The organism is Klebsiella sp. KTE92 (genome assembly GCF_000398905.1).
In the GTDB taxonomy this organism is placed as follows: domain Bacteria; phylum Pseudomonadota; class Gammaproteobacteria; order Enterobacterales; family Enterobacteriaceae; genus Klebsiella; species Klebsiella variicola.
Window position 1 is genome coordinate 4458442 of sequence record NZ_KB976100.1, and the last position, 23000, is coordinate 4481441.

The 23000-nt window shown below is 57.5% G+C and carries 26 protein-coding genes; 14 read left to right on the top strand and 12 right to left on the bottom strand.

The window, feature by feature from the left end; all coding sequences use genetic code 11:
- Positions 1-10 precede the first annotated feature (10 nt).
- On the top strand, positions 11-916 hold the full coding sequence (locus A1WC_RS04740) for a fimbrial protein (RefSeq protein ID WP_012540615.1): 906 nt from the start codon (positions 11-13) through the stop codon (positions 914-916).
- Complete coding sequence (locus A1WC_RS04735; protein WP_016161786.1) at positions 913-2325, top strand: cyclic diguanylate phosphodiesterase; 1413 nt, start codon at positions 913-915, stop codon at positions 2323-2325. Before A1WC_RS04740 ends, A1WC_RS04735 begins: the two co-directional genes overlap by 4 nt.
- Before the next feature lie 42 nt (positions 2326-2367).
- On the opposite strand, the gene A1WC_RS04730 is transcribed toward A1WC_RS04735, so the two are convergent.
- Together A1WC_RS04730 and yjdI are read right to left on the bottom strand one after the other, a co-directional pair.
- The gene (locus tag A1WC_RS04730; RefSeq protein WP_016161787.1) at positions 2368-2640 is read right to left on the bottom strand and encodes a GNAT family N-acetyltransferase; all 273 of its coding nucleotides are present in this window, start codon (positions 2638-2640) and stop codon (positions 2368-2370) included.
- A gap of 11 nt (positions 2641-2651) precedes the next feature.
- Positions 2652-2882, bottom strand: a complete 231-nt coding sequence (gene yjdI, locus A1WC_RS04725) for a 4Fe-4S mono-cluster protein YjdI (protein WP_012540613.1) — start codon at positions 2880-2882, stop codon at positions 2652-2654.
- Between the two features lie 206 nt (positions 2883-3088).
- Here yjdI and A1WC_RS04720 point away from each other — a divergent pair, with 206 nt between their 5' ends.
- The 4 genes from A1WC_RS04720 to A1WC_RS04705 are packed head-to-tail and all read left to right on the top strand — an operon-like array spanning position 3089 to position 7788.
- Positions 3089-3361, top strand: a complete 273-nt coding sequence (locus tag A1WC_RS04720; RefSeq protein WP_008806389.1) for a YtcA family lipoprotein — start codon at positions 3089-3091, stop codon at positions 3359-3361.
- 6 nt (positions 3362-3367) lie between these two features.
- Positions 3368-4393, top strand: coding sequence for a multidrug transporter subunit MdtN (gene mdtN / locus A1WC_RS04715; RefSeq protein WP_016161788.1), 1026 nt, complete (start codon positions 3368-3370; stop codon positions 4391-4393).
- Between the two features lie 12 nt (positions 4394-4405).
- Positions 4406-6343 (top strand): multidrug efflux transporter permease subunit MdtO, encoded by a 1938-nt coding sequence (gene mdtO / locus A1WC_RS04710; protein WP_016161789.1) that lies wholly within the window; start codon positions 4406-4408, stop codon positions 6341-6343.
- Positions 6340-7788 carry an MdtP family multidrug efflux transporter outer membrane subunit gene (locus A1WC_RS04705; protein ID WP_016161790.1) on the top strand — a complete coding sequence of 483 codons (1449 nt, stop codon included), beginning with the start codon at positions 6340-6342 and terminating at the stop codon, positions 7786-7788. The genes mdtO and A1WC_RS04705 overlap by 4 nt, the downstream gene beginning before the upstream one ends.
- A gap of 62 nt (positions 7789-7850) precedes the next feature.
- Here A1WC_RS04705 and A1WC_RS04700 read toward each other — a convergent pair whose 3' ends face one another.
- The 5 genes from A1WC_RS04700 to A1WC_RS04680 form a co-directional block, all read right to left on the bottom strand.
- Positions 7851-8150, bottom strand: coding sequence for a DUF1889 family protein (locus A1WC_RS04700; protein WP_008806393.1), 300 nt, complete (start codon positions 8148-8150; stop codon positions 7851-7853).
- A 183-nt stretch (positions 8151-8333) separates the two neighbouring features.
- Positions 8334-9887, bottom strand: a complete 1554-nt coding sequence (locus A1WC_RS04695; RefSeq protein ID WP_016161791.1) for a peptide MFS transporter — start codon at positions 9885-9887, stop codon at positions 8334-8336.
- A gap of 476 nt (positions 9888-10363) precedes the next feature.
- Complete coding sequence (gene arsC, locus A1WC_RS04690; RefSeq protein ID WP_008806395.1) at positions 10364-10786, bottom strand: glutaredoxin-dependent arsenate reductase; 423 nt, start codon at positions 10784-10786, stop codon at positions 10364-10366.
- 9 nt (positions 10787-10795) lie between these two features.
- Positions 10796-12088, bottom strand: coding sequence for an arsenic transporter (locus A1WC_RS04685; protein ID WP_016161792.1), 1293 nt, complete (start codon positions 12086-12088; stop codon positions 10796-10798).
- Between the two features lie 52 nt (positions 12089-12140).
- Positions 12141-12470: a metalloregulator ArsR/SmtB family transcription factor gene (locus A1WC_RS04680; protein WP_008806397.1), complete on the bottom strand. Its 330-nt coding sequence runs from the start codon at positions 12468-12470 to the stop codon at positions 12141-12143.
- Positions 12471-12688: 218 nt separating this feature from the next.
- On the opposite strand from A1WC_RS04680, the gene A1WC_RS04675 reads away from it, so the two are divergent.
- Both A1WC_RS04675 and A1WC_RS04670 read left to right on the top strand, forming a co-directional pair.
- Positions 12689-12982, top strand: a complete 294-nt coding sequence (locus A1WC_RS04675) for a YciI family protein (protein WP_012967252.1) — start codon at positions 12689-12691, stop codon at positions 12980-12982.
- Positions 12983-13000: 18 nt separating this feature from the next.
- Positions 13001-13573 (top strand): DUF1349 domain-containing protein, encoded by a 573-nt coding sequence (locus tag A1WC_RS04670; RefSeq protein WP_012540607.1) that lies wholly within the window; start codon positions 13001-13003, stop codon positions 13571-13573.
- Positions 13574-13576: 3 nt separating this feature from the next.
- Here the strand turns inward: A1WC_RS04670 and A1WC_RS04665 are convergent, their stop codons facing one another.
- Together A1WC_RS04665 and A1WC_RS04660 are read right to left on the bottom strand one after the other, a co-directional pair.
- On the bottom strand, positions 13577-13852 hold the full coding sequence (locus tag A1WC_RS04665) for a hypothetical protein (protein ID WP_008806400.1): 276 nt from the start codon (positions 13850-13852) through the stop codon (positions 13577-13579).
- Positions 13853-14022: 170 nt separating this feature from the next.
- Positions 14023-14922 (bottom strand): LysR family transcriptional regulator, encoded by a 900-nt coding sequence (locus A1WC_RS04660; RefSeq protein WP_012540606.1) that lies wholly within the window; start codon positions 14920-14922, stop codon positions 14023-14025.
- Between the two features lie 138 nt (positions 14923-15060).
- Between A1WC_RS04660 and A1WC_RS04655 the strand changes: the two genes are divergently transcribed.
- Genes A1WC_RS04655 through A1WC_RS04640 form a run of 4 tightly spaced genes read left to right on the top strand, consistent with a single transcriptional unit; the run spans position 15061 to position 17811 of the window.
- Positions 15061-15369, top strand: coding sequence for a hypothetical protein (locus A1WC_RS04655; protein WP_016161793.1), 309 nt, complete (start codon positions 15061-15063; stop codon positions 15367-15369).
- A gap of 2 nt (positions 15370-15371) precedes the next feature.
- Positions 15372-15935, top strand: coding sequence for an NAD(P)H-dependent oxidoreductase (locus A1WC_RS04650; RefSeq protein ID WP_016161794.1), 564 nt, complete (start codon positions 15372-15374; stop codon positions 15933-15935).
- 20 nt (positions 15936-15955) lie between these two features.
- On the top strand, positions 15956-16975 hold the full coding sequence (locus A1WC_RS04645; RefSeq protein WP_008806403.1) for an aldo/keto reductase: 1020 nt from the start codon (positions 15956-15958) through the stop codon (positions 16973-16975).
- Between the two features lie 32 nt (positions 16976-17007).
- Positions 17008-17811 (top strand): carboxymuconolactone decarboxylase family protein, encoded by an 804-nt coding sequence (locus tag A1WC_RS04640; RefSeq protein WP_016161795.1) that lies wholly within the window; start codon positions 17008-17010, stop codon positions 17809-17811.
- Positions 17812-18170: 359 nt separating this feature from the next.
- On the opposite strand, the gene A1WC_RS04635 is transcribed toward A1WC_RS04640, so the two are convergent.
- Entirely contained in the window at positions 18171-19100 is a 930-nt protein-coding gene (locus tag A1WC_RS04635; RefSeq protein ID WP_008806405.1) for a LysR family transcriptional regulator, read from the bottom strand.
- A gap of 129 nt (positions 19101-19229) precedes the next feature.
- On the opposite strand from A1WC_RS04635, the gene A1WC_RS04630 reads away from it, so the two are divergent.
- Together A1WC_RS04630 and A1WC_RS04625 are read left to right on the top strand one after the other, a co-directional pair.
- Positions 19230-20618, top strand: coding sequence for an MFS transporter (locus tag A1WC_RS04630; RefSeq protein ID WP_016161796.1), 1389 nt, complete (start codon positions 19230-19232; stop codon positions 20616-20618).
- A gap of 332 nt (positions 20619-20950) precedes the next feature.
- On the top strand, positions 20951-22168 hold the full coding sequence (locus A1WC_RS04625) for a site-specific integrase (RefSeq protein ID WP_016161797.1): 1218 nt from the start codon (positions 20951-20953) through the stop codon (positions 22166-22168).
- On the opposite strand, the gene A1WC_RS04620 is transcribed toward A1WC_RS04625, so the two are convergent.
- Positions 22149-22727, bottom strand: coding sequence for a GNAT family N-acetyltransferase (locus A1WC_RS04620; RefSeq protein ID WP_016161798.1), 579 nt, complete (start codon positions 22725-22727; stop codon positions 22149-22151). The genes A1WC_RS04625 and A1WC_RS04620 overlap by 20 nt on opposite strands.
- 28 nt (positions 22728-22755) lie before the next feature.
- On the bottom strand, positions 22756-22914 hold the full coding sequence (locus A1WC_RS28070) for a hypothetical protein (protein WP_016161799.1): 159 nt from the start codon (positions 22912-22914) through the stop codon (positions 22756-22758).
- Between the last annotated feature and the right edge of the window lie 86 nt (positions 22915-23000).

Genomic DNA, 23000 nt, shown 5'->3' on the forward strand with positions numbered 1-23000 from the left:
GAGCATTATGATGAAAAAAATTATCCCCCTGTTCACCACCCTGCTGCTGTTGGGCTGGTCGATGAACGCCTGGTCCTTTGCCTGCAAAACGGCCACCGGGGCGACGATCCCCATCGGCGGCGGGTCAGCCAACGTCTACGTAAATCTGACACCGGCGGTTAACGTCGGGCAAAACCTGGTGGTCGACCTCTCCACGCAGATTTTTTGCCATAACGACTATCCGGAAACGATCACTGACTACGTCACCCTGCAGCGCGGATCCGCCTACGGCGGCGTGCTGTCGAGTTTCTCCGGCACCGTGAAATATAACGGCACCTCTTACCCCTTCCCGACCACCACGGAAACGGCGCGGGTGGTTTACGATTCACGGACCGATAAGCCCTGGCCCACCGTCCTGTATCTGACGCCGGTCAGCACCGCCGGTGGGGTGGCGATCACCGCAGGATCGTTAATCGCGGTGCTGATCCTGCATCAGACCAACAACTACAATAGCGACTCCTTCCAGTTCATCTGGAACATTTACGCCAACAACGACGTGGTGGTCCCCACCGGCGGCTGCGATGTCTCCGCCCGCGATGTCACCGTCACCCTCCCCGACTACCCGGGATCGATGGCCGTGCCGCTCACCGTGCACTGCGCGCAAAGCCAGCAGCTGGGGTATTACCTCTCCGGCACCACCGCGGATAGCGCCAACGCGATCTTCACCAATACCGCCTCCGCCTCGCCGGCGCAGGGGATAGGCGTTCAGCTGACCCGCAACGGCAGCGCCGTGCCGGCGAACAGCACGGTCTCGCTGGGCACCGTCAGTACCTCGCCAGTTAATCTCGGTCTGACGGCAACCTATGCCCGGACCACAGGCCAGGTCACTGCCGGCAACGTGCAGTCGATCATCGGCATCACCTTTGTCTATCAATGATGACCGACTATATCCTCTCACCCTGCTCGCTGGCCGCCCGCGGGTTGAGCCAGCTGATGGTGAACGCCGCGAAGCGGCCCGTTGAGCTGCCGGTCGAGGGCGTGTCCCTGCGGGAGCTGACCGCCGTGAAGCGAATCGTGGTGTTTCTCCCTGACGATCCCCTGTGGATGCTCACCACGCTGCGCCAGGCGGCAAGGCTGCTCGACCAGGCCTTGCAGCCGTTACCGATGTTGATTCTGAGCCGCAGCCCGGCCATCTGGCTGTGGCAAACGCTGCTTTATCAGGTGAGCCATCCGGATCGTCTGCGCAACGTCCATACCGCCCCCGCCGATCTGTCCTGCACGGAGCTGGCCGATCGGCTGGAGAACGCACCGCGACTTGAGCGGCTTGCCAGTGAAGCCGCCCTGCTCCACGACAAACGAGCCGCCGGATTGAGCCATGCCGAGTTCAAAGTGATCCTCGCCCTGCTGCAAGGGCAGACGATAGGCGAGCAGGCCCGGCGTCTCCGATTGAGCCAGAAAACGCTCTACACCCAGCGGCTGGCCGGGGTGAAAAAGCTGGTGGAATATCACCCGCATCTGGCCCCCCGCTTTCCGCGTACGCTGCTACCGCGCTCATCCGCCAGCTCACTGTCGGCGTTTGAACAGGAATGGGTACAAGCGATCCACGATCGCCAGGTCTTCCCGGTTTTTCAACCTATCGTCGATAGTCGCTCACAGCTACAGGGGGTGGAGATCCTGATCCGCTGGCGCCACCGCGGCCAGGTTCTCCATCCGCAGGCTTTTTTGCCGCAGTTCCGCGCCGACTACGCCTGGCTGCTGCTCACGGCCTTTGTCCTGCAGGAGGCCGTGCAGAATATTAATGAGCATCCGGGTACTTTCTATTTTTCGGTCAATATTCCTTCCTCGCTCGCCGCCAGCGATAGCCTGCTGCGGATGGTGGAAGCCGCTCGCCAGCAGCTCCGGCAGCCAGAGGGCGTGGAAAGGCTGGTGCTGGAATATGCTGAAACCATCGATTTTCGCCGTCAGAGCCGATCCACCGCCCAGGTGGAGGAACTGCAACGTGCTGGCGTGCGGGTGATGCTGGACGACTGCTTTTCTCAGGGGAGCGTCATCTTTCCGGCGCGTCGCCTGCACTTCAATGCCTATAAACTGGATATGAGTATCGTCAACGACGCTCAGCACGATCAGAAGGCGCTTGCGCTGATAAAAAGCCTGGCCTACTACTGCCAGTTGAGCGGCAGCCGCTGCGTGGCGGAAGGGGTGGATTCGCTGGCGAAGTTTACGCAGTTAAAATCGCTGGGTATTGACCGTTTCCAGGGCTATCTGTTTTCACCGCCGATGCGGCGCGAGCATCTCCCGGATCTGATCCGCCGCTTTTCCCATCAGCGCGATCCGGCGGATCGTTGATGGCGCGAGAAAAGCGCACCGGTTGGCACCGGTGCCGGTACGTCAGGCGCGAATATCGTCGTATTCGCGGGTGTTATCGAATTCATGTTTGGCAAACGGGCAGAGAGGGATGATCTTCCGCTGCTCCTGGCGCATTTTTTCCACCACCCTCGCCACCAGCTGTTTCCCCACGCCCTGGCCTTTCAGGCTGGGATCAACATCGGTATGTTCGATAATGCTGAGGTGGTCGCCGGTGGGAACAAAAACAATTTCCGCCACCTGGTTTCCCTGCGCGTCGTTAACATAAAACTTGTTGTGCCCTTCCAGTATTTCCATCTTCTCCTCGCTTATTTATGACGATAGTGCAGGGCGCCGCTCGGGCAGGTATCGATCACTTTTACCACCGTCGCCACATCCACTTCATCCGGGATAATCCACGGTTTACGCTTCAGGTTAAAAAGCTTCGCGCTGCCGCGCACGCAGTTCCCCGAATGCTGACAGATCGCCGTATTAAAGTAGACGTCGATTTTCTCTCCGGTGTAGGCCCGGTAGCCCGCTTCCAGTAATTCCTTATCCATGACATTGCCTCGTTCTTTTTTTATGTTTCAGGCTAAGCATAGTCCTACACGTCGCAGCTGACTACGCGTAAGCGTGGGAATTGGCGCCTCACATCATGCTTTCCCATCGGGTAAGGATCCCGCAGTCGGCGATCCGTTGACTTTCATTCCCGCAACGAGGCGATTACACTCATCACACACTGGTATGATCACTCAGGGATGCTCTATTGAATCATATTGCCACCATCGCCCGCCCGGCGCGGTTACTGCTCGTCTTGCCGCTTTCTGGCTGCTCACTTTCGCCCGCGATCCCGGTATTGGGCGCCGCGTTCCCCGGCTGGTTTTTCTGCTTATTGGGCGGTGCGTTTTTACTGATCCCCTGCCATATCCTGATTACCCGTAAAGGCTGGCAGCCGCGCTTTTCTCCTCTGGTCTTCAGCTATGTCGCGCTGATGTTCCTGTTCGCCACGCTGCTGTGGTTTCTGTTTTTTGTTCACTGATCGCTTATGACAACTTCCCGCACTCCCCTGTTACGCAAAAAGTGGCCTCTGCTGGCGCTGGTCCTTGCCGCTATCCTGGCGCTGATCCTGGTTATCTGGCAGTTGCAAACCTCGCCGGAGACCAATGACGCCTATGTCTATGCCGATACCATCGATGTGGTGCCCGAGGTCAGCGGACGCATCGTGGAGATGCCCATTCGCGATAACCAGCGGGTGAAAAAAGGCGATCTGCTGTTCCGCATCGACCCCCGCCCCTATCAGGCGATGCTCGATGACGCGAAAGCGCGGCTGACGACCCTCGACGCGCAGATCATGCTGACCCAGCGCACCATCAAAGCGCAGGAGTATAACGCCCAGTCGGTGGCGGCCGCCGTCGAGCGCGCCAGAGCGCTGGTCAAGCAGACCACCTCCACGCGCACCCGCCTTGAGCCGCTGGTGCCGCAGGGGTTTGCCTCCCAGGAAGATCTCGATCAGGCGCGCACCGCTGAGAAAGCGGCGCGGGCGGAGCTGGAGGCCACGCTGCAGCAGGCCAGACAGGCCTCGGCGGCCGTGACCGGCGTGGATGCCATGGTGGCGCAACGCGCCGGGATCCTGGCGCAAATCGCCCTCGCCGAACTGCATCTGGAATTTACCGAAGTGCGTGCGCCCTTCAACGGCGTGGTGGTGGCGCTGAAAACCACCGTCGGCCAGTACGCCTCGGCGCTGAAGCCGGTCTTTACCCTGCTGGATGACGACCGCTGGTATGTGATCGCTAACTTCCGCGAGACCGATCTGAACAACGTGCGCCCCGGCGTGGCGGCGCGGATCACCGTGATGACCAACCACAACCGGACCTTTAACGGGGTAGTCGATTCGGTCGGCTCCGGGGTCCTGCCCGAAGGCGGGAGCGTCATCGAAGGGCTGCCGCTGATCCAAAAAAGCATTAACTGGGTTCACGTCTCGCAGCGCTTCCCGGTGAAAATCGCCGTCAGCGATCCCGATCCGGCGCTGTTCCGCATGGGCGCCTCGGCCAGCGCCGTGCTGCAGCCGTAGCCGGGGGACGCGATGTTTCCTCTCGCCCATTTTTTACGCCAGGAGCTGCGCGACGCACCGGGACGCGCCAGCTACACGCTGCGCCTGACGCTGAGCTGCGCGGTGCTCATCACCCTGTTTATGACCCTGCAGATCCCCTTCCTGGCCGTTGCGCTGATCGTCGTGTTCTACGTCAGTCAGCCTAACGTGTTGATGATCAAGCTGGTCAGCGTGGTCTTTTTTGTTACCGTCACCGTGGCGCTCGGCGGCGTGCTGCTGATCATCAAGTGGACCTATGACTACCCGCTGATCCGCCTGGCGGCCTCCGTGGCGCTCTTTTTCTGCGCCATCTACCTGATGCGGGTGCTGGGTAAGCTGGGACTGGCTTTTTTCGTGGTGGCGCTGGCGGTGATTTATGCTCAGACCTTCCCGTCAATGACCAGTCAGAGCGAGATCCTGGTGCGGCTGCTGCTCTGGCTGTGGGTGGCGATTAACACCGCGATCCTCGTCACTTTGCTGGTCAACGCCTGTTTTCAGCAGGCCTTTCCCGGCAACCAGTTTAAGGCGCGCCTGGCGGGGATGCTGCACGAGGTCGCCCGGCGGCTGACGGCTCCTGGCGATGAAGCGCCACCGACCTTCGGCGAGACCGCCGCGCAGTTCAACCAGCTGCAGTCGCTGTTCGCCCAGGCCAGCCGGGCCACGCCGGAGATAGCCGCCGAACCGCAGGCCTGGCGCTCGCGGCTGGCCGCCACCCTGCACTGCTATCAGCTGGCGGCGCTGCTGCAAGCAGACGAGGCAGATAGCGAAGATCGCCAGCAGCTGTCGCAGGCGGTACTGAAGCTGAAGAGTGCCCTCAGCGAGGAACAGTTTGACGGCGCCATTCCTCCCCTGGCGCTCAGCGGTCGTGGCATTAATCACGCGGTTCTGCAGGAGATGGCTACCCTCCTGCAGCAGCTGGCGCAGGGTGAGCCCGTCGCCCTGCCGCAGGGTGAGGTGGAGAAGGCGCCCCTGCTGGCGCCGGACGCCTGGCGCAACCCGGCTTATCTCCATTTTGCGCTCAAGACCCTGCTGGCGACGCTAATCTGCTATGTCTTCTATACCGCTGCCGACTGGCAAGGGCTGCACACCATTATGCTGAGCTGCGTCATTGTCGCCCAGCCCGGGCTGGGCGCCACGATGCAAAAGACATGGCTGCGTATCGGCGGGGCGCTGCTCGCCACCCTGCTGGCGCTGCTGTTAATCGTCTTTGTTCAGCCCTGGACCGATTCGCTGTCGGGCCTGCTGGCGATGTCTCTGCCGGTGCTGGCGCTGGCGGCGTGGATTGCCGCCGGCTCGGAGCGTATCGCCTACGCCGGGATCCAGATTGGTTTCACCTTTGCGCTGGCCTTCCTCAGCTGGTTTGGCCCGCTGACGAACCTCACCGAGCTGCGGGATCGGGTGCTCGGCATCCTGCTCGGGGTGCTGGTCTCCTCCATTGTCCATTTGTATCTCTGGCCGGACAGCGAAGCACCACAGCTGAAATCCCGTCTTGCGGCGCTTTATCGCCGGCTGGCGGACTGTCTCGCCGCTCCGAAGGAGGCGGTGCCGCTGGCTCCCCTGTTTGTCGCCTTCACCGACAGCGAAGCGCTGCTCCATCGGGTTCGCGCTGAACCGCTGGGCACCTGGGCCCATCCCTGGCCCCAGGCGAAAGGCTGGCCGATGCGCGCCACCCTCGCCCAGGCCGAGGAGATCGCCCGCCTCAGCGAAGGCTACCGGCTCAACGCCGCGCCGGGAGACCCGACGCTGGCCCGCTGCGCCGAACAGCTGCGGCGCTACGCCGAACGTATCGAACAGGAGGCGGCAGCGCCTGACGGGACGCTGGCCGCCGATCTCCGCAACCCCTTTGGCCCGGCGCTGGCTACCGCGCTGGCCGCCCTGCCCGACTGGGGCCCGACACCGATAGCGACTGAGCAACAGGCTAAAACGTCATGATGATGCTTCCTTTCCCCGCGCGATTGCGGGTCACTCTCTTTACCCTGACGCTGACGCTGCTCAGCGGCTGCGCGCTGATCCAGGATGAGCCTTCCCAGGTCGCCATCGTCAATCCGCAGCAGGCCCAGCTGGCGCAGGTGATCCACCTGGCGAACAGCGACTGGCCGGCAGCCCGCTGGTGGGAGGCCTATGATGATCCTCAGCTCAACATGTTGATCAACCGGGCGCTGCAGAACTCGCCGACCATGCAGGCCGCCCGACTGCGTATCTCCCAGTCGCAGTCCACGGTGGAGCTCGCCCGCTCGGCGATGGGCCTGCAGGCCACCGCCGTCGCGGCGCAAAACCGCCTGCGGATCACCGACAAATCCTTTAGCTGGCCCTACTCGTACTCCCTGCCGGTGGATAAGAACGGTCCCTGGTATACGCTGAATACCGTTGGCGTCGGGGCGCAGCTGAATATCGATCTCTGGGGAGCCGATCGCGCCCGGGTCGCCGCCGCCATTGGCGAGAAAAATGCCCGGCTGGCGGAGACCGCCGGCATTGAGCTCGACATCGCCAGCAGCGTGGCGCAGCTCTATTTCGCCATGCAGGCGACGTTCCAGAAAATCGCGCTGCTGCAGGAGCTGGAGGGTATTGCCCAATTCTCGGTAGCGGCCCATGAGCACCGGACCCAACGCGGCGTGGAAGACAGTGTGGATGTGGCCAATGCCCGGGCTGAGCAGCTCGCCGCCCACCAGCAGATCATTAGCGCCGAGGGGATGCTGACCCAGTATCGTGAAACCCTGCGGGCGCTGATCGGCGCCGATGCGCAAAGCATGCCGGCCATCCATCCGGTGGCGCTGCCGGCGCTCCAGGAGACGCTGCCATCGTCGCTCTCTTTCGAGCTGCTGGCCCGCCGTCCGGACCTGCAGGCGCTGCGCGGCTACGTGACTGCCTCCCTGAGCCAGGTCGATGCGGCGAAAGCGGCCTTCTATCCTCATTTTGATATCAAAGCGTTCTGGGGATATAACGCCCTGAGCGTCGGGGATCTGTTTAAGTCCTCTTTCCAGCAGATCAACCTGCTGCCCGGGCTGTATCTGCCAATCTTCGACGGCGGTCGTCTGAACGCTAATCTGCAGTCGGTGCGCACCGCCAGCAACATCCTGATCAAACAGTACAACCAGGCGGTGCTGGACGCGGTGCGCGATGTCGCCATCAGCTCCAGCCAGCTTAACGATCTGAACCAACAGCGCGCGCTGCAGCAGCTAAAGGTCACCGCGGCGCAGACCACTACCGACAGCGCTCGCGCCCATTATCAGCGCGGCCTGCTCAGCCGCTACGCCGCCGAAGAGGCCCGGCGGGCGGTCCTCGCCCAGCAGCTGTTGCTGCTGGACATTGAGGCCCAGCGGCTAAGCACCGACATTACCCTGATCAAAGCCCTGGGCGGCGGCTATCGCGGGCAGTAACAAAAATGCCTTCCCGGATGGGGAAGGCATTTAACAGAAGAGGCGGGGTGGCTGCGCGGCGATTACACCAGGGCGCGCAGCTCCTCCTGCATATAGGTGGAAAAGAATTCCGGATGCTTGATGACCATCCGCTCGCCGGCGGCGATCCGTTCAGCCCAATCCGCCACTTTGTCGGTAAACCCGGCGCTCCAGCCCTGCTGCTGCCCGCGTTCAGCGACGTCGGCCGGGGTAGCGGGCACGCCCAGCTCTTTCAAATATTTGAGAATTCCCTTCGCGGTACTTTCATCCATAGACTGTGGTACTGGCTCAGACGTATTCATACCACCGATGAAATCCAATGCTTTATCAATGACTGCTGGCATAGGTGTGTCCTTATATTAACCACATAGTAAACCTGACTACACTATGGACCGGAAAGTGACGTGATTTCAAAGAACACGCTCACGTTATGGGACATCGCGCATTCTGAAAAAGGGATTTTGTTCTGCTGAGGCGGGTTTCGTACAAAAATAAGCCGGCCCCGTAGGGCCGGCCTGAGGATCGCGTCAGGCGTTGCTGACGGATGTTTGCCCGGCGCTGGACCGACTGTTCTCCAGCATCCGACGGACCGGGACAATCAGCACGGCCAGTACGGCGGCGCAGATCAGCAATGCGATGGAGCAGCGGGCGAAGAGGTCCGGCAGCAGCGACAGCTGATCGGCCTTCACGTGACCGCCAATCAGGCCCGCCGCCAGGTTACCCAGCGCGCTGGCGCAGAACCACAGGCCCATCATCTGGCCGCGCATTCTCTCCGGCGCCAGCAAAGTCATGGTCGCCAGACCAATCGGACTCAGGCAAAGCTCACCGAGGGTCAGCATCAGGATGCTGCCCACCAGCCACAGCGGCGACACACCGGCCCCGCCGTTGCTCAGGACGTTCTGCGCCGCCAGCATCATCAGGCCAAAGCCCGCCGCTGCGCACAGGATGCCAATCACGAATTTGGTCATACTGCCCGGACGCACGTTTTTACGCGCCAGCGCAGGCCACGCCCAGCTGAATACCGGCGCGAGCAGAATGATAAACAAGGCGTTAATCGACTGGAACCAGACCGCGGGGATCTCAAAGTCGCCGATCATCCGGTTGGTGTAGTCGTTAGCAAACAGGTTAAAGGAGGTCGGTTTCTGTTCAAACGCGGACCAGAAAAAGGCCGCCGAGACCAGCAAAATAAAGCACACCAGCAGGCGCGCCCGCTCTTTACGGTTCAGCCCCGCGAAGACGAACAGCCAGATGAAATAGAGCGCCACGGAGGCGGCAATCACATAGACCAGCACGCTGGCCACCGCCACCGGGTTAATCACGATCGTGCCCAGGCTAATCAGCGTGATCAGCACTGCCACCCCCAGGGCCAGGGCCAGCAGCCACGCTCCGACGCCATTCTTTTTCGCCACCGGGCTGTTCCAGGTGGAATCGAGGCCGACCTCCGCGTCATAGCGCTTCATCGACGGCACGGCAAAGACGCGGAAAATGACCAGCGCTACCAGCATCCCGATCCCCCCGATGCCGAAGCCCCAGTGCCAGCCATGGGATTTAATCAACCAGCCGGAGATCAAGGGCGCGATAAACGAGCCGATGTTGATCCCCATGTAGAACAGCGAAAAACCGCCGTCGCGGCGCGCGTCGCCTTTTTTATACAGGGTGCCGACCATCACTGAGATACAGGTTTTAAACAACCCGGAACCGAGGACGATAAACATCAGACCGATAAAGAACAGGTCGTTGCCCAGCCATGCCGACAGGGCGATCGACAGGTGCCCCAGGGCGATCAGAATAGAGCCGTACCAGACGGCCCGCTGCTGGCCAAGCCAGTTATCCGCCAGCCAGCCGCCCGGCAGCGCGGCCAGATACATACTGCCAGCAAAAATCCCGACAATCGCCGAGGCGTTCTCCCGCGCCAGTCCCATCCCGCCGTCGTACACCGTCGCCGCCATAAACAGGATCAGTAAGGGACGGATGCCGTAAAACGAGAAGCGCTCCCACATTTCGGTGAAGAACAGGGAGCCCAGCGGATAAGGATGGCCGAAAAAGGTACGGCTTTCGTTTTTATTAACAGAGGAATGCATAAATTCTCCAGGTAAGGTGCGCCGCAGCGCAAGTTAACCGTATAAAGCGGGCTGACGATTTATAATTTTTTTGCATTAACATCAAACGCGAGCATTTTTAACTATTTGATAACCACACAATGGTTTTGTCCAGCCCCTTACCTTCCCTTTTTAGATGAAAAGTCGACAAACATCTAGTTTTACAGATTTAACGTTCATAAAAAGATAAACAGCATTGACTTTATATTAGTGCAGGAAATCCGATTATTTGTATTAAAAAACAGAAAGTTAACGCTAAGGCGACGATCTATAGCGGCTCAGTTCGGCTGCCAGGATAACGACAGAAAAAGTAAGGAAAACAGGTGGAATGATGTAGAAACCACGCTAAGTGGCAATATTTCTCTATCAGGGACTATCCTGGCCCATGGTGTTTGTCGCGGAGGATGACGGGAGGGGAAGTGAGGCAGCCGGGAGTCAAAGCCGGCGCCTTTCGCGAGTTATTTCACACGCTGCCCTGCGGCATCAATGACTGGCTCACCGTCTTCCTTCACGAACGCGCCTTTTTGCGACGCCGTCAGGATCTCCAGCACCACCTCTGACGGGCGGCAGAGTCGGGTGCCCCGCGGCGTTGTCACGATCGGACGGTTAATCAGGATCGGATGCTGAAGCATAAAGTCGATTAACTGATCGTCAGTAAACCGGTCTTCCGCCAGCCCCAGCGCGTCGTAGGGTTCAACGTTTTTCCGTAGCAGGGCACGTACCGGGATCGCCATCGCGGCGATCAGCTGGCGCAGCTCATCGCGCGATGGCGGCGTCTCCAGATAATAGATAATGGTGGGCTCAGCGCCGCTGTTGCGGATCAGCGCCAGGGTATTACGCGAGGTGCCGCAGTCAGGGTTATGGTAAATGGTGATGCTCATAGTACGTTCTCATGGCTGGTTGAAGGAGAGACGCAGCGCCAGCGCGGCCAGCGTCACAAGCAGCACCGGCAGGGTCATGGTAATGCCGCAGCGGAAATAATACCCCCAACCGATGGTGATGTGCTTCTGCGCCAGCACATGCAGCCAGAGCAGCGTGGCCAGGCTACCAATTGGCGTGATCTTGGGCCCCAGATCGCAGCCGATGACGTTGGCATAAATCATGGCCTCTTTGATCGTCCCTGTTGCCGCGCTGCCATCAATCGACAGGGCGCCGACCAGTACGCTGGGCATATTATTCATTATTGAAGAGAGGAAGGCCGACAGGATACCGGTGCCCAGCGTCGCGGCCCAGAGCCCGCGCTCCGCCAGCATGTTCAGCACCGTGGTCAGATAATCCGTTAACCCGGCGTTTCGCAGGCCATACACCACCAGATACATTCCCAGCGAGAAGATCACGATCTGCCACGGGGCGCCGCGCAGCACCTTGCCGGTGTTAATCACCCGCCCGCGCTTCGCGACAGCAAACAGGATCCCCGCTCCCGGCGCCGCGATGGCGCTGACCGGGATCCCCTGCGGGTCAAGAACGAAAAAGCCGACCAGCAACAGCAGCAGCACGCCCCAGCCGGTGCGGAACGTCGCCGGATCTTTTATCGCCGTGACCGGCGCTTTCAGTAACGCCATATCCCAGGCCGGCGGGATATCCCGGCGAAAGAACAGATGCAGCATCGCCAGGGTGGTGAGGATCGCCGCGAGATCGACCGGCACCATCACCGAAGCGTACTCCCTGAAGCCGATGGCAAAGAAATCTGCCGAAACGATATTCACCAGATTCGACACCACCAGCGGCAGGCTGGCGGTATCGGCAATAAATCCGGCGGCCATGACAAAGGCCAGCATCGTTCCCTTGCTGAATCCCAGCGCTCGCAGCATGGCAATCACGATGGGGGTGAGGATCAGCGCCGCGCCGTCGTTGGCAAACAGCGCCGCCACCGCGGCGCCGAGCAGGATAATCCAGGTAAATAGCAGACGACCCCGCCCTCTTCCCCAGCGGGAAACGTGCAGAGCGGCCCATTCAAAAAAGCCAGACTCATCAAGCAGCAGGCTGATAATGATAACGGCGATAAAGGTGGCGGTCGCATTCCAGACGATATGCCACACCACCGGGATATCGGCTAGTTGTACTCCACCGGTGGCCAGCGCCAGCGCCGCGCCAAAGGCCGCGCTCCAGCCGATCCCTAAACCCCGCGGCTGCCAGATCACCAGCACCAGGGTCAGGACAAAAATCGCGCCTGCCAGCAACATGATTACCCCCGTCAATCACATTCGAAAAAACAGATATGTTTAGATAAAATTTTTACTGACAACCCGCCCCGTCAGCCAGTCTGCAAACCATCATCCGCACATCGTCCTGCTGACTGAGCCAGGCCTGCTCAATCACCTGCGCCGCCCAGGCCGGCATCTGCGGAGAGAGGCGGTAATGGACCCATTTACCCTGTTTACGATCCAGCAGCAGCCCGCTTTCCCGCAGCATCGCCAGATGGCGGGAGATCTTGGGCTGGGACTGGGCGAGCGCCGTACAGAGATCGCAAACACACAGCTCTCCACGCGCCTTGAGCAGCAATACGATCCCCAGCCGGGTTTCATCGGCGAGGTTTTTGAACAGTTGCAGGGGCAATAAAGACATGATTTCTCCTCAAGCGTGACGGACAGCATACGGAACCACCAATAAAGATCAATATACATTCGTAAAAACATATGTGTTATTTCACGCCTGCGATAAGCCCCCGTTGAGTGGCTACACGCCCTCCCTTGCGCAATAGCACGGAAAAATGCCGCGCTTTCTTTTATCCCTCATCGAAATGTGTCAGGCTGGCGATCCCATCGGATTGACAGGGTTTCAGGATGAGTACGATTTATGTGGTTGTTTTAACGTATATAAAACCGCTCGAAGAGGTGGACGACGCCATTCCCGCCCACGTCGAATGGCTCAAAAAAGGCTATGCTGACGGCCTCTTTCTCGCCTCCGGCCGCCGCCTTCCCCGCACCGGCGGGGTGATTCTGGCGAAATGCGCCAGCCAGGAAATGCTGGAATCGCGTCTGAGTCAGGATCCCTTCCAGCAGTTGGGTCTCGCCCGTACCGAGATTATTCCCTTTGAGGCCAGCATGGCGTCACCCGTACTGCAGTCGCTGTTATAAGCGTATCCCGGAGGAAAAATGCAGCCGTCCTTTCACTGGATCAATGAACCTGCCGAGTGGCGCCGCGATACTGACGGCCTGACGGTGGTCACCGATAAGCATACCGACTTCTGGCGCCATACCTGGTATGGCTTCGAGCGTTTCTCTGGGCATCTTTATGCTACTGAGGTGGAAGGTGATTTTACCCTGCAGGCAAAAATATGTGCCGATTTCACCACGCTTTACGACCAGGCTGGACTAATGATGATGGCGGACGAGCAGACCTGGCTGAAGGCGGGGATTGAATTCAATGACGATGCCCCGGCCATCGGCAGCGTACTGACGCTAACCCACTCCGACTGGGCCACCGGGCTTTTTCCCGGCGACCCGCGCACCTTCTGGCTGCGGCTGACCCGCAAGGGCGATGCGTTAAGGCTGCAGTATTCGACCGACGGCGAGCGCTGGCCGCTGCTGCGGCTCGGCTACTTTCCGCCAGGCCCGGTGAAAGCGGGCGTCATGTGCTGCTCACCGGAGCGCGGGGGACTGGCGGTTGAGTTTCAGGATATTCAGCTTTCCCCGCCATCAGACAAAGCGCTGCACGATCTGAGCTGAACGCTAGCGGGAAGACCCGACTTTCTCTGCATCCTGGGGCCCGGGATTACAGGGTTCGCGGGTGCCGGGCAGGTAAAAATGGCCGTGCTTATCGGGATCGGTGCCGCCCGGGCACCCTGCCCGACCCGAGGAATTATCGCTATCGCCGCCGTTCGAACCGTTGCCGCCGTCGGCGCCAGCTATTACCGACTGCCCGTTATGGCCACCGTGAACGCCCTGCGCTGCACTGGCCGAAAACGCCACCAGCGCGAACATACAGACCATGAAGCGTCTGCCCATTGCTGCCTCTCCCTTATTGATATTCCCCGTCCATCGCGTTGACGATGGGATGAGCCGTTGCACGGCAAAATGCACCGCGATAAAAACGCGTTATCCGCAGGGAGTATAGGGTTAAGGCTGAGAGAAAGACAGGGCCGGTGCCTTCAGACATTTCGCACGCAAAATAGCCTCTATTCCGCGGTATGCGCTATCAGAAAATCAATCAGGGCTTTCACCCTTTTCGTTCTGCCCGCGTTTTTCGGGTAATAGAGATAAACCGGCGGATAGGTTTTCCAGTAGTCCTCCATCACCGGTAGAAACTGTTCACGATCGGGCTGTAGCCGCCAGATGGGTTCAAACAAGCGGCCAATCCCCAGTCCATGGCGGATACCGTCGGCCATGACGTCAATATCATTGCTGATTAACTGCCCCGGCATCTCGACGGTGAGCTGCTCGCCGTGGTCATTGAGGATCAGCGGCAGGATGCGGTTGTTGGTAATAAAGCGATAGCCAATCAGCCGGTGATGGTTGAGATCGGCGGGCACCGCAGGCACGCCATATTCGGCCAGATAGGCTGATGAGGCATATAACCCTTCCCGAAACGGCTTCATTAACGGGCGGGCGACCACTCCGCCTTCGAGAATATCGCCAAAGCGGATCCCCAGGTCGAATCGTTCTTCAATGATATTGACGGTACCGTCATAGACCGATATTTCCAGCTGGATCCCCGGATATTGCTGACAAAATGCCGCCATCGCCGGTTTCAAAATAAGCAGGTAGGCAAAGCGCGAGAGGGTTATTCTCACTGCTCCGGAGGGTTCCTGATTCTGGTCGCGGAGGCTCTCCAGCGATGTTTCCAGAACCTCCACCGCCGCCGCAGTCTGCTCCAGCAGCTGTTGCCCGGTTTCCGTCAGCTCGATTCGCCGGGTAGTGCGCACAAAAAGCGGATGACCAATGTGCTCCTCCAGCAGCTTGAGCGCGTTGCTGACCGACGGCGGCGTGATTTCTAATTTCCTTGCGGCGGCCGAGATAGTGCCTTCGCGCGCAATGCTCTGAAAAATGCGTATCTGATTATAAAGCGCGTTATTCATAGCATCTCCTTAAGCCAACCTCGCCTGATTATTAAGTACAGGCTAAATATTCTTAAGTCAATGACCGCCTAATCTTCGCCATCAGGGGCTCGTATACTTTTGTCTCTTCCCGCTGATAACGACTTTCCGGAGACAACTATGCGAATTTTATGTCTGGATATTCCCGCGCCCGACGCGACGCTGGAACACTATGCGCCGCATCTTACCGCGGAAGCCCTGCATGCCTGGGGACTGTATAAGTCTGGCTTTATCCGCGACATCTATTTCCGTCAGGACCGACCCGGCGTCGCTATTTTCCTCGAATGCGACACCGTGGAAGAGGCGAATAACGTCATGGCCGAATTTCCGCTGGCAAAAGCGGGTTTATTAACCTTCGAGTGTATTCCACTCGGCTCGTTTATTAGCTGGGAAAACCTCTTCTCAGCCGAATTTAAACATCAGGAGTAACGATGGAAAGGCCTCGTATCCTTGTCGTTTCCGGGCATCCGGATCTCAATCTTTCCATCGCCAACGCCACCATCCTCGACGAGGTGGCGACCGACCTGCCCGATGCTGAGATTCGTCGTCTGGACTGGCTCTATCCGGACGGCAAATTCAACATCAGCGCAGAGCAGGAAAGCCTGCTGAAGGCGGATGTGATTGTCTGGCAGTTCCCTTTTTCCTGGTATGGGCTGCCCGGGTTAATGAAACAATGGCTGGACGAGGTCTTTGTTCACGGCTTCGCGCATGGCTCAACGGCGAAACTGGGCGGTAAAAAGCTCCTTCTTTCTTTCACTACCGGGGCACCGCAGACGCTCTACACCACTGACGGTTTCTTTGGCCACGCCATTGAAGAGTATCTCCTCCCCTTCGAGACCACGGCCAGGCTGTGCAATCTTGAGCTGCTGGCGCCGGTTTATACCTGCGGCATCAGCTACGCCGACCGGGATGCCGATAAAATCGCCCAGCAAAAAGCGCGTGCCCGGGAGCACGCGGCCAGACTGATCGCGCAGCTGAAAACTCTGGTGGAATAATCCAAAGGGAGAAAATAACGATGCAGTATACCCGACTCGGTAAAAGTGACTTACTGGTCTCCCGCATCTGCATGGGATGTATGGGGTTTGGCGATCCGTTGACGGGCCAGCATCGCTGGACGCTGGACGAAACAGCAAGCCGGGACATCATTCGCTACGGCCTCGAAAAGGGCATCAATTTTTACGATACCGCCATCGCCTATCAGAACGGCTCCAGTGAGCGGTACGTTGGCCGGGCGCTGCGGGAGATGGCAAAACGCGAGGAGGTGGTGCTGGCCACCAAGTTTCTGCCACGAACCGCTGCCCAGATAGCCGAGGGGATCAGCGGAAAAGAGGCGATAGCCCGCTCGCTTGACCAGAGTCTGCGAAACCTCGGGATGGACTACATCGACCTCTACATCTACCACATCTGGGATCACAACACCCCGGTTATCGACGTGCTGGAGGCGCTGCACACCGCCGTGACCGCCGGCAAGGTGCGCGCGATTGGCATTTCCAATTGCTATGCCTGGCAGCTGGCGAAGGCGAACGCCCTTGCTGAACGCGAAGGGCTGACGCCCTTTGTCTCCATGCAAAGCCATTACAACCTGATTATGCGTGAAGACGAACGAGAACTCTTCGGGCTGTGCGCAGAAGATAATATCGCCATGACCCCCTATAGCGCGCTGGCCAGCGGCCGTCTCTCGCGTTTAGAAGGCTACACGCGGCGAGCGGTGGAAGATGATTATGCCCGGGGCAAATACGACGGCACGGCAGAACAGGACCGGATCATTATTGCCCGCGTCGCCGAACTTGCCGAACGGCATCAGGTCTCCATGACCGAAATCTCGCTGGCCTGGCTGCTGACTAAAGTCACCGCCCCGGTGGTCGGCGCCACGCAAAAGCACCATGTTGACGGTGCGGTCAGCGCCGTGAACCTGCGGCTCAGTTCTGAGGAGATCCGCTATCTGGAAGAGGCCTACCAGCCGCACGTTCTCACAGGCGTGATGGCGCAAAACACGCCGCAAGCCAAAGACCATCCTCAGGTGTGGACGCGGTAACCCTCTGTCCTGTTCAGCAGGGAGAATAAAACATGAAAAACGTGATTGCCGCGGCAGCCTTGTCGCTTGTGCTGTCTGATTTTGCTTATGCCAACGAACAAAGAGATGAAGCTATGATGAAAATTACCCCCTCCACCCTTGTGGACGCTGATATTCAAGCGGTCTCCCCGGCGCTGGCGCGCTTTGGTCGAGAAGCAATTACTGAAGATCTGTGGACACGCGAAGCCCTCTCGTCCAGGGACCGCAGCATCATGACTGTGGCCATGCTGATTGCCCGCAACCAGCCAGGCGAGCTGAAGCACTATATTGAAGTCGCTCTCGATAGCGGCGTGACGCCAGCGGAAGTATCAGAGATCATTACCCATCTGGCGTTCTACTCAGGTTGGCCCAATGCAATGTCAGCCGTCAGCGTGACCAAAGCGATCTTTGCAGCCCGCGGCATCACGGCAGAGGCCCTGCCCGCCGCCTCGCCAACGCTGCTGCCACTCAATGAACAGGTAGAGAAACAGCGTGCAGAGACCGTGGAAAAAAATGTCGGCCCCATTTCGCCTGGCCTGGTTAAATTTACCGCCGACCCGCTGTTTCTCGACCTCTGGCAACGGCCCGCGCTTACGCCCCGCGACAGAAGTCTGGTGACGGTCAGCGCGTTAATCGCCGCCGGACAGAGCGCGCAGATTGGCTACCACCTGAACAGAGCCATGGATAATGGGCTTTCGGCTGAAGAGGCCGGAGAAGTAGTCGCCCAGGCGGCGTTCTACGCGGGATGGCCAAATGCGTTTACCGCCGCCCCGGTGGTCGGCGAGGTATTGCGATCGCGCGAAAGCAAAACTGAATAAAAAAGAATAAAGGACAGGGAAGCTGTCCTTTATTTATCGTTAACTGTTAATTTAAAGGTACCAGGAGGGCTTTCGATTAGGTCTCGCGGAAAGAACATAAACGGTCTATCGAAGTATGGAGACTTCGATAGTGAGTCTGTTCACATCGCTCATTGAGAAAATTTCCGTTCCGTATGCCGTCATGAGTCTCATCCTTTGAAAGCAGCGATCGCTGTGGCGAGACGGTAGCGCGGACATGTCTATTTGGTCAGAGATGGACATCTCAATTTAGCTACTACACCGCTACTTCGCTTTATTTTTATATTAAATATCAATAATTTGAATTATTGATTTAATATAAATTGATGTTATAGCAATCGCTATACAGGCTCCTTAGTCATGACTGACCTCCCCACACCGCATATCGCAAGAATTTGCTCTCTCAGCCAGCGGTGACCGGGGTCGCGTTCCATTCTTGGGTGCCACATCTGCGATACCGTAATACGACGGCTTTTGAACGGCAGCTCGAAAACATGTACCTGGTCCGTTACCTGCTGATTGAGTAAATAGAGTGCGGGTATCATGGCGATAAGATCCGATTCCAGCGCCACGGACAGGGCTGTCGGAAATCCCGGTACGACGCTCGCAATTTTACGTTTTGTCCCCAGTTCGGCCAGCGCATCGTCGACGGATCCGTGCAACGCGCCATCGGGTGACGCTACCACATGGCCCCAGGCGACATAATCACCCACGCCTATTTCTGCCTGCTTAGCCAGCGGGTGCCCTTTACGCACGACGCCAACAAACCGATCCTCAAACAGTCGTTGCAGCCGTATTTCTGGCCCCATATTACTCTGAACGCCAATCTCCAGATCAACCAGCCCTTCCCGAAGATAGCGCGACGTTTTTTCCGGCTTAGGCGCGAAGCGTATACAGACATCCGGCGCGGCGTCGGCAACCGCTGCTATGAGCGCAGGCCCAAACGCCACCACAAAGCCATCGTTTGCCCTGATGGTAAAAAGACGCGCCAGACTTCTCGCGCAGAACGTTTCCGTTGAGGGCTGCAATACTGCCCTGGCCTCGTGCACTGCACGCCTGGCGCGATCCCGGGTCGCTTCGGCCCACGGGGTCAGTACCATGTTACGCCCGGCGCGCACCAGGATCGGGTCTCCTGTGACATCGCGTAACCTGCTTAATGTCCGGCTCATGGCCGAGGTGCTGAGGTTCAGACGACGTGCCGCACCTGCGACACTCGCTTCACTCAGCAATATGTCGAGTGCTACCAGCAAATTAAAATCGGGATCAGACATTACCCTTCCTCCCAGCACATTAAGATAAGGCGTTTGATGCAACAATAAAGTGAAAGTAGTGCGCCTTCCGCCCAGTAAAAGCCATCTTTATAGTTTTGTCATCCATACACTCTTCTCAGAGGACAAATGATGACGCTCTTTTCCAGCCAACCCGGCGACGAAGGACTGCCTGGCCCGGCGCGCGCACGGGTGATGGCCGCAATAATGACCACCACCTTAATGGGCGTGTTTGATGGCACCATGATCAACATTGCCCTGCCCTCAATGGCTCAGGAGATGCAGGTACCTGCCAGTATTGCCGTCTGGTTCGCCAACGGGTATCTGCTGGCGGCTGCGATGACGCTGGCGATATTCGCGGCGCTTGCGGCCCGTCTGGGTTATCGCCCCGTATTTCTGGCGGGCCTGACGACCTTTACCCTGACATCACTGGGTTGCGCGCTGGCGAATAAGCCCGAAGTGCTTATCGGTATGCGCGTGCTTCAGGGGATCGGCGGCGCGGCGACGCTGAGTATTGCCCCCGCAATACTCAGGTCCGTATTTCCCGGACGATTACTTGGCCGCATTCTGGGATTCCATGCCCTGCTCATTGCCTCCAGCTCCGCTATCGGCCCGGTATTGGGCGGTACGATCCTTCACACCCTGAGCTGGCAATGGCTGTTTGCGATAAACGTTCTTCCCGGCACCCTCGCCTTACTGCTGGCGGTCAGAGCGCTGCCGCGGGATGCGATCCGTATGCAGGCGCCCTTCGACACCCTGGGCGCCATATTGTCGGCGCTGCTGTTGGGTTCGACGATCATGGCGGCGAACAGCCTACAGAACGCTACTTCTCAATTCGGCAGCCTTTGCTGGATGGCTCTCGCTGCGCTGAGCGGCATGGCTTTTATCTGGCAAATCCGCCGCACGGATCATCCCTTACTGCCGCCGACCATGTTTAAAAATGAACGTTTTACCCTCGCGGCCTTCACGTCGATGGTTGCTTTTGTCAGCCAGGGGATCACCTTTATTGCGCTACCCTTCCTGTTTCAGAGCGAATACGGCTACAGTCCGGTAGTGTCTGCCCTGCTGTTTACGCCGTGGCCGTTAGGGATCGTGCTGATTGCGCCGCATGCAGGCCGTTGGGCGGACACGATATCAGCCCCGGCGATATCCACCCTGGGGCTGGTGATTTTTGTCATCGGTTTGATCCTGCTGGCGACGTTACCCGCCGGCCCTTCAATGTGGGATATCTGCCTGCGAAGTCTGGTGTGCGGAATAGGGTTTGGCTGCTTTCAGAGTCCCAATAACCGGGAAATGCTCTCAAACGTTATTCGTGAGCACGCGAGTTATGCGTCCGGTGTTTTATCCATTATGCGCACTTTCGGGCAGTGCCTGGGAGCCGCCGCCGTAGCCGTTCTGCTGGCAGCAGATGAAAGGTCAATTCATGTTGCGCTGTGGAGCGCTGCCGCGGCCTCTGCGGTATCGGTCATCGTCAGCGCGAGCCGGTTGCGTAAAATTACTCATCCTGCGGAAACAGGATAAATGCGAAAATATCACTAAACGCGACTACTCCAGCGCCAGCAGCGCAAAACGCTGATCCCGCAACCAAAGTGGAGTCCTCCGTCGGAGTTCAATAGACTAACAGCATGCTATAACCGCTTATTTATCAAGGGAGAAGTGAGTTTAGAAGACGTCAGGAGACTGGAGACTGGAGACTGGAGACTGGAGACTGGAGTTTGGAGTTTGGAGTTTGGAGTTTGGAGCGGGCGAAGGGAATCGAACCCTCGTATAGAGCTTGGGAAGCTCTCGTTCACTCCATCTCGATATTGTACAGGGCGCTGTACCTGATTGCGTGACTATAGAGGATCAATGTCATGGCGATCAACAACAATCAATACCTTTTTCAGAACAAAACCGGGCTGTGGATTTTCCAGATCTTCGTACCTAAGTACATGCGCCACGTATTCGGAGATAAGCGCGCCTGGCGTAAGTCAACAGGTACAAAAGACATCATTAAAGCCCGGCAATTCAGAAACCATCTTCTGATTGAATTCAATAAGTTGAAGGAACAATTAAAGCCGGATACTGAGGAGAAACGCATCTCAGGGGCTATTGCGTCCCTCTATCAGGAGGTGAGCACTAACAATGAGGTCGAGGACAGACGCAGGCCGTCAGTCGAGGATAAAACCACGTCACCTACCCTCTGCAAGATCCGCGATGAGTACAGCGAAAACTACAAATCACGTCGTTCCTACTCCACTCTGAGCAAATCAGCCCGCGCCGTGGAGGTCTTTCTTGCCACCATCCAGGAAACAGACATCAAGATCGACCTGATCGGGCGGCGCTTGGTGACGCAGTTCATCAGAACACAACAAGAGCGGGTTGCTGGTCAGACTTTACAGAACTGGCTAACCTGCCTGGGCAGTCTCTACGAGTTCGCGTTAAGAACTTACGACGCCATCCCCGAGGGCAACCCCTTCCACAATCATAATCTGGAAGCGCGGCGCACAATTGAAAGTTACGAACCATTCGAGCCAACCCAGATAAAAGCGCTGCTTGACGGTGCGGATGAGGTGATCCGGGATTTGATCTTGATGGGCCTTTATTCCGGCTGCCGTCTCGATGAACTGGCAAGCCTACGTAAGGATGAGATTGTTGTGATTGAGGGTATCCGCTGCTTTTACATCAGCAAGTCGAAGACAAAGGCGGGGATTCGCTATGTTCCAATCCATAGCTTACTTGTTGGGATCGTCGATAAATACCTGAGCCAGAACCATGGCGACTACCTACTACCGCCGTCAAACCGGATTATCAGGAAGGACGGGAAAAAAGGCCCGTGGTATAGCCAGAAGTTCACGCGCTTGCGTGATAGCGTTTTGCCTACTGCTACAGCTCGCCAATGCTTCCACAGCTTGCGGGGAATGTTTATCACCTGCTTAGACCGCGCCGGGGTTAGCGAGACCAGGATCGGCAGCATTACGGGCCACACAGAGCAGAAGGCGAAAACCGAAGCATTCCGTACCTACAGCCAGGGGGCCAGCATGAAGGAACTATCAAAATATATCGAGATTGTTAATTTTCAAGTAACGTGAAGAGATCAATGAACATGATGGGATGGTCTGCTACTTGATTTTCTTCGGTATCAAGCAATTCCATCCCTTGTTTATGGTAAAAATCCATAGCGCCCCGTTTTGCATCAGTTATTAAAAACCTACACCCAACCATCGGCCTAATATCGTCCAATGCCATTAATAGAGCATATCCAAATAGCATGGAACCTATACCACTGGCTCTCAATTTTGAGTCAACAGCCAAACGTGCAATTTTTACAGCGGGTAGAAATTTGTACCTTTCTGCTCGGGCACAGTTGCCTAAATCGTACTCTTTTAAGTTAACCTGACTACAAGTTAGTGTAATATATCCCAAAATTTTGTACGAAAACCTATCTTGAGGGATACTTTTATCTACTCTCGTGTTGTCATCAACAACAACATAAGTCTGGGCTATGCACCCATCCTGGAACAACAGCGCATCTTGTTGAAGGAACGTTTTAAGCGGCTGAAACTCTTCGGCACCGCTACTAAATCGTTTTGGATTATGGAATTGGTTTAAAGGTAGGATTTGTAGGTCAGGTTGTATCACTTCATCCATTTTACTCAACAACCTGCCCTAATTGTGATTAGCCGCGTTTAGACATTTTCTGACGTAACGCACGAGCATTCTGTAACGAGCGTTTAGCGTTCTCGTTTGGCTTAGATTGACTCATTTGTTTGAGCATTTGCTCAGCGTCTTTACCAGTCAGGATGGTGCGACCGAACATACTACTTGTAATAGCCATTTTAACCTCCTGCTTTTGGGATATGAGTAAGTTGCAACTTATTTGTTTATGAGCACAGATTACGCAATCTACGTCAACCCGTCAAG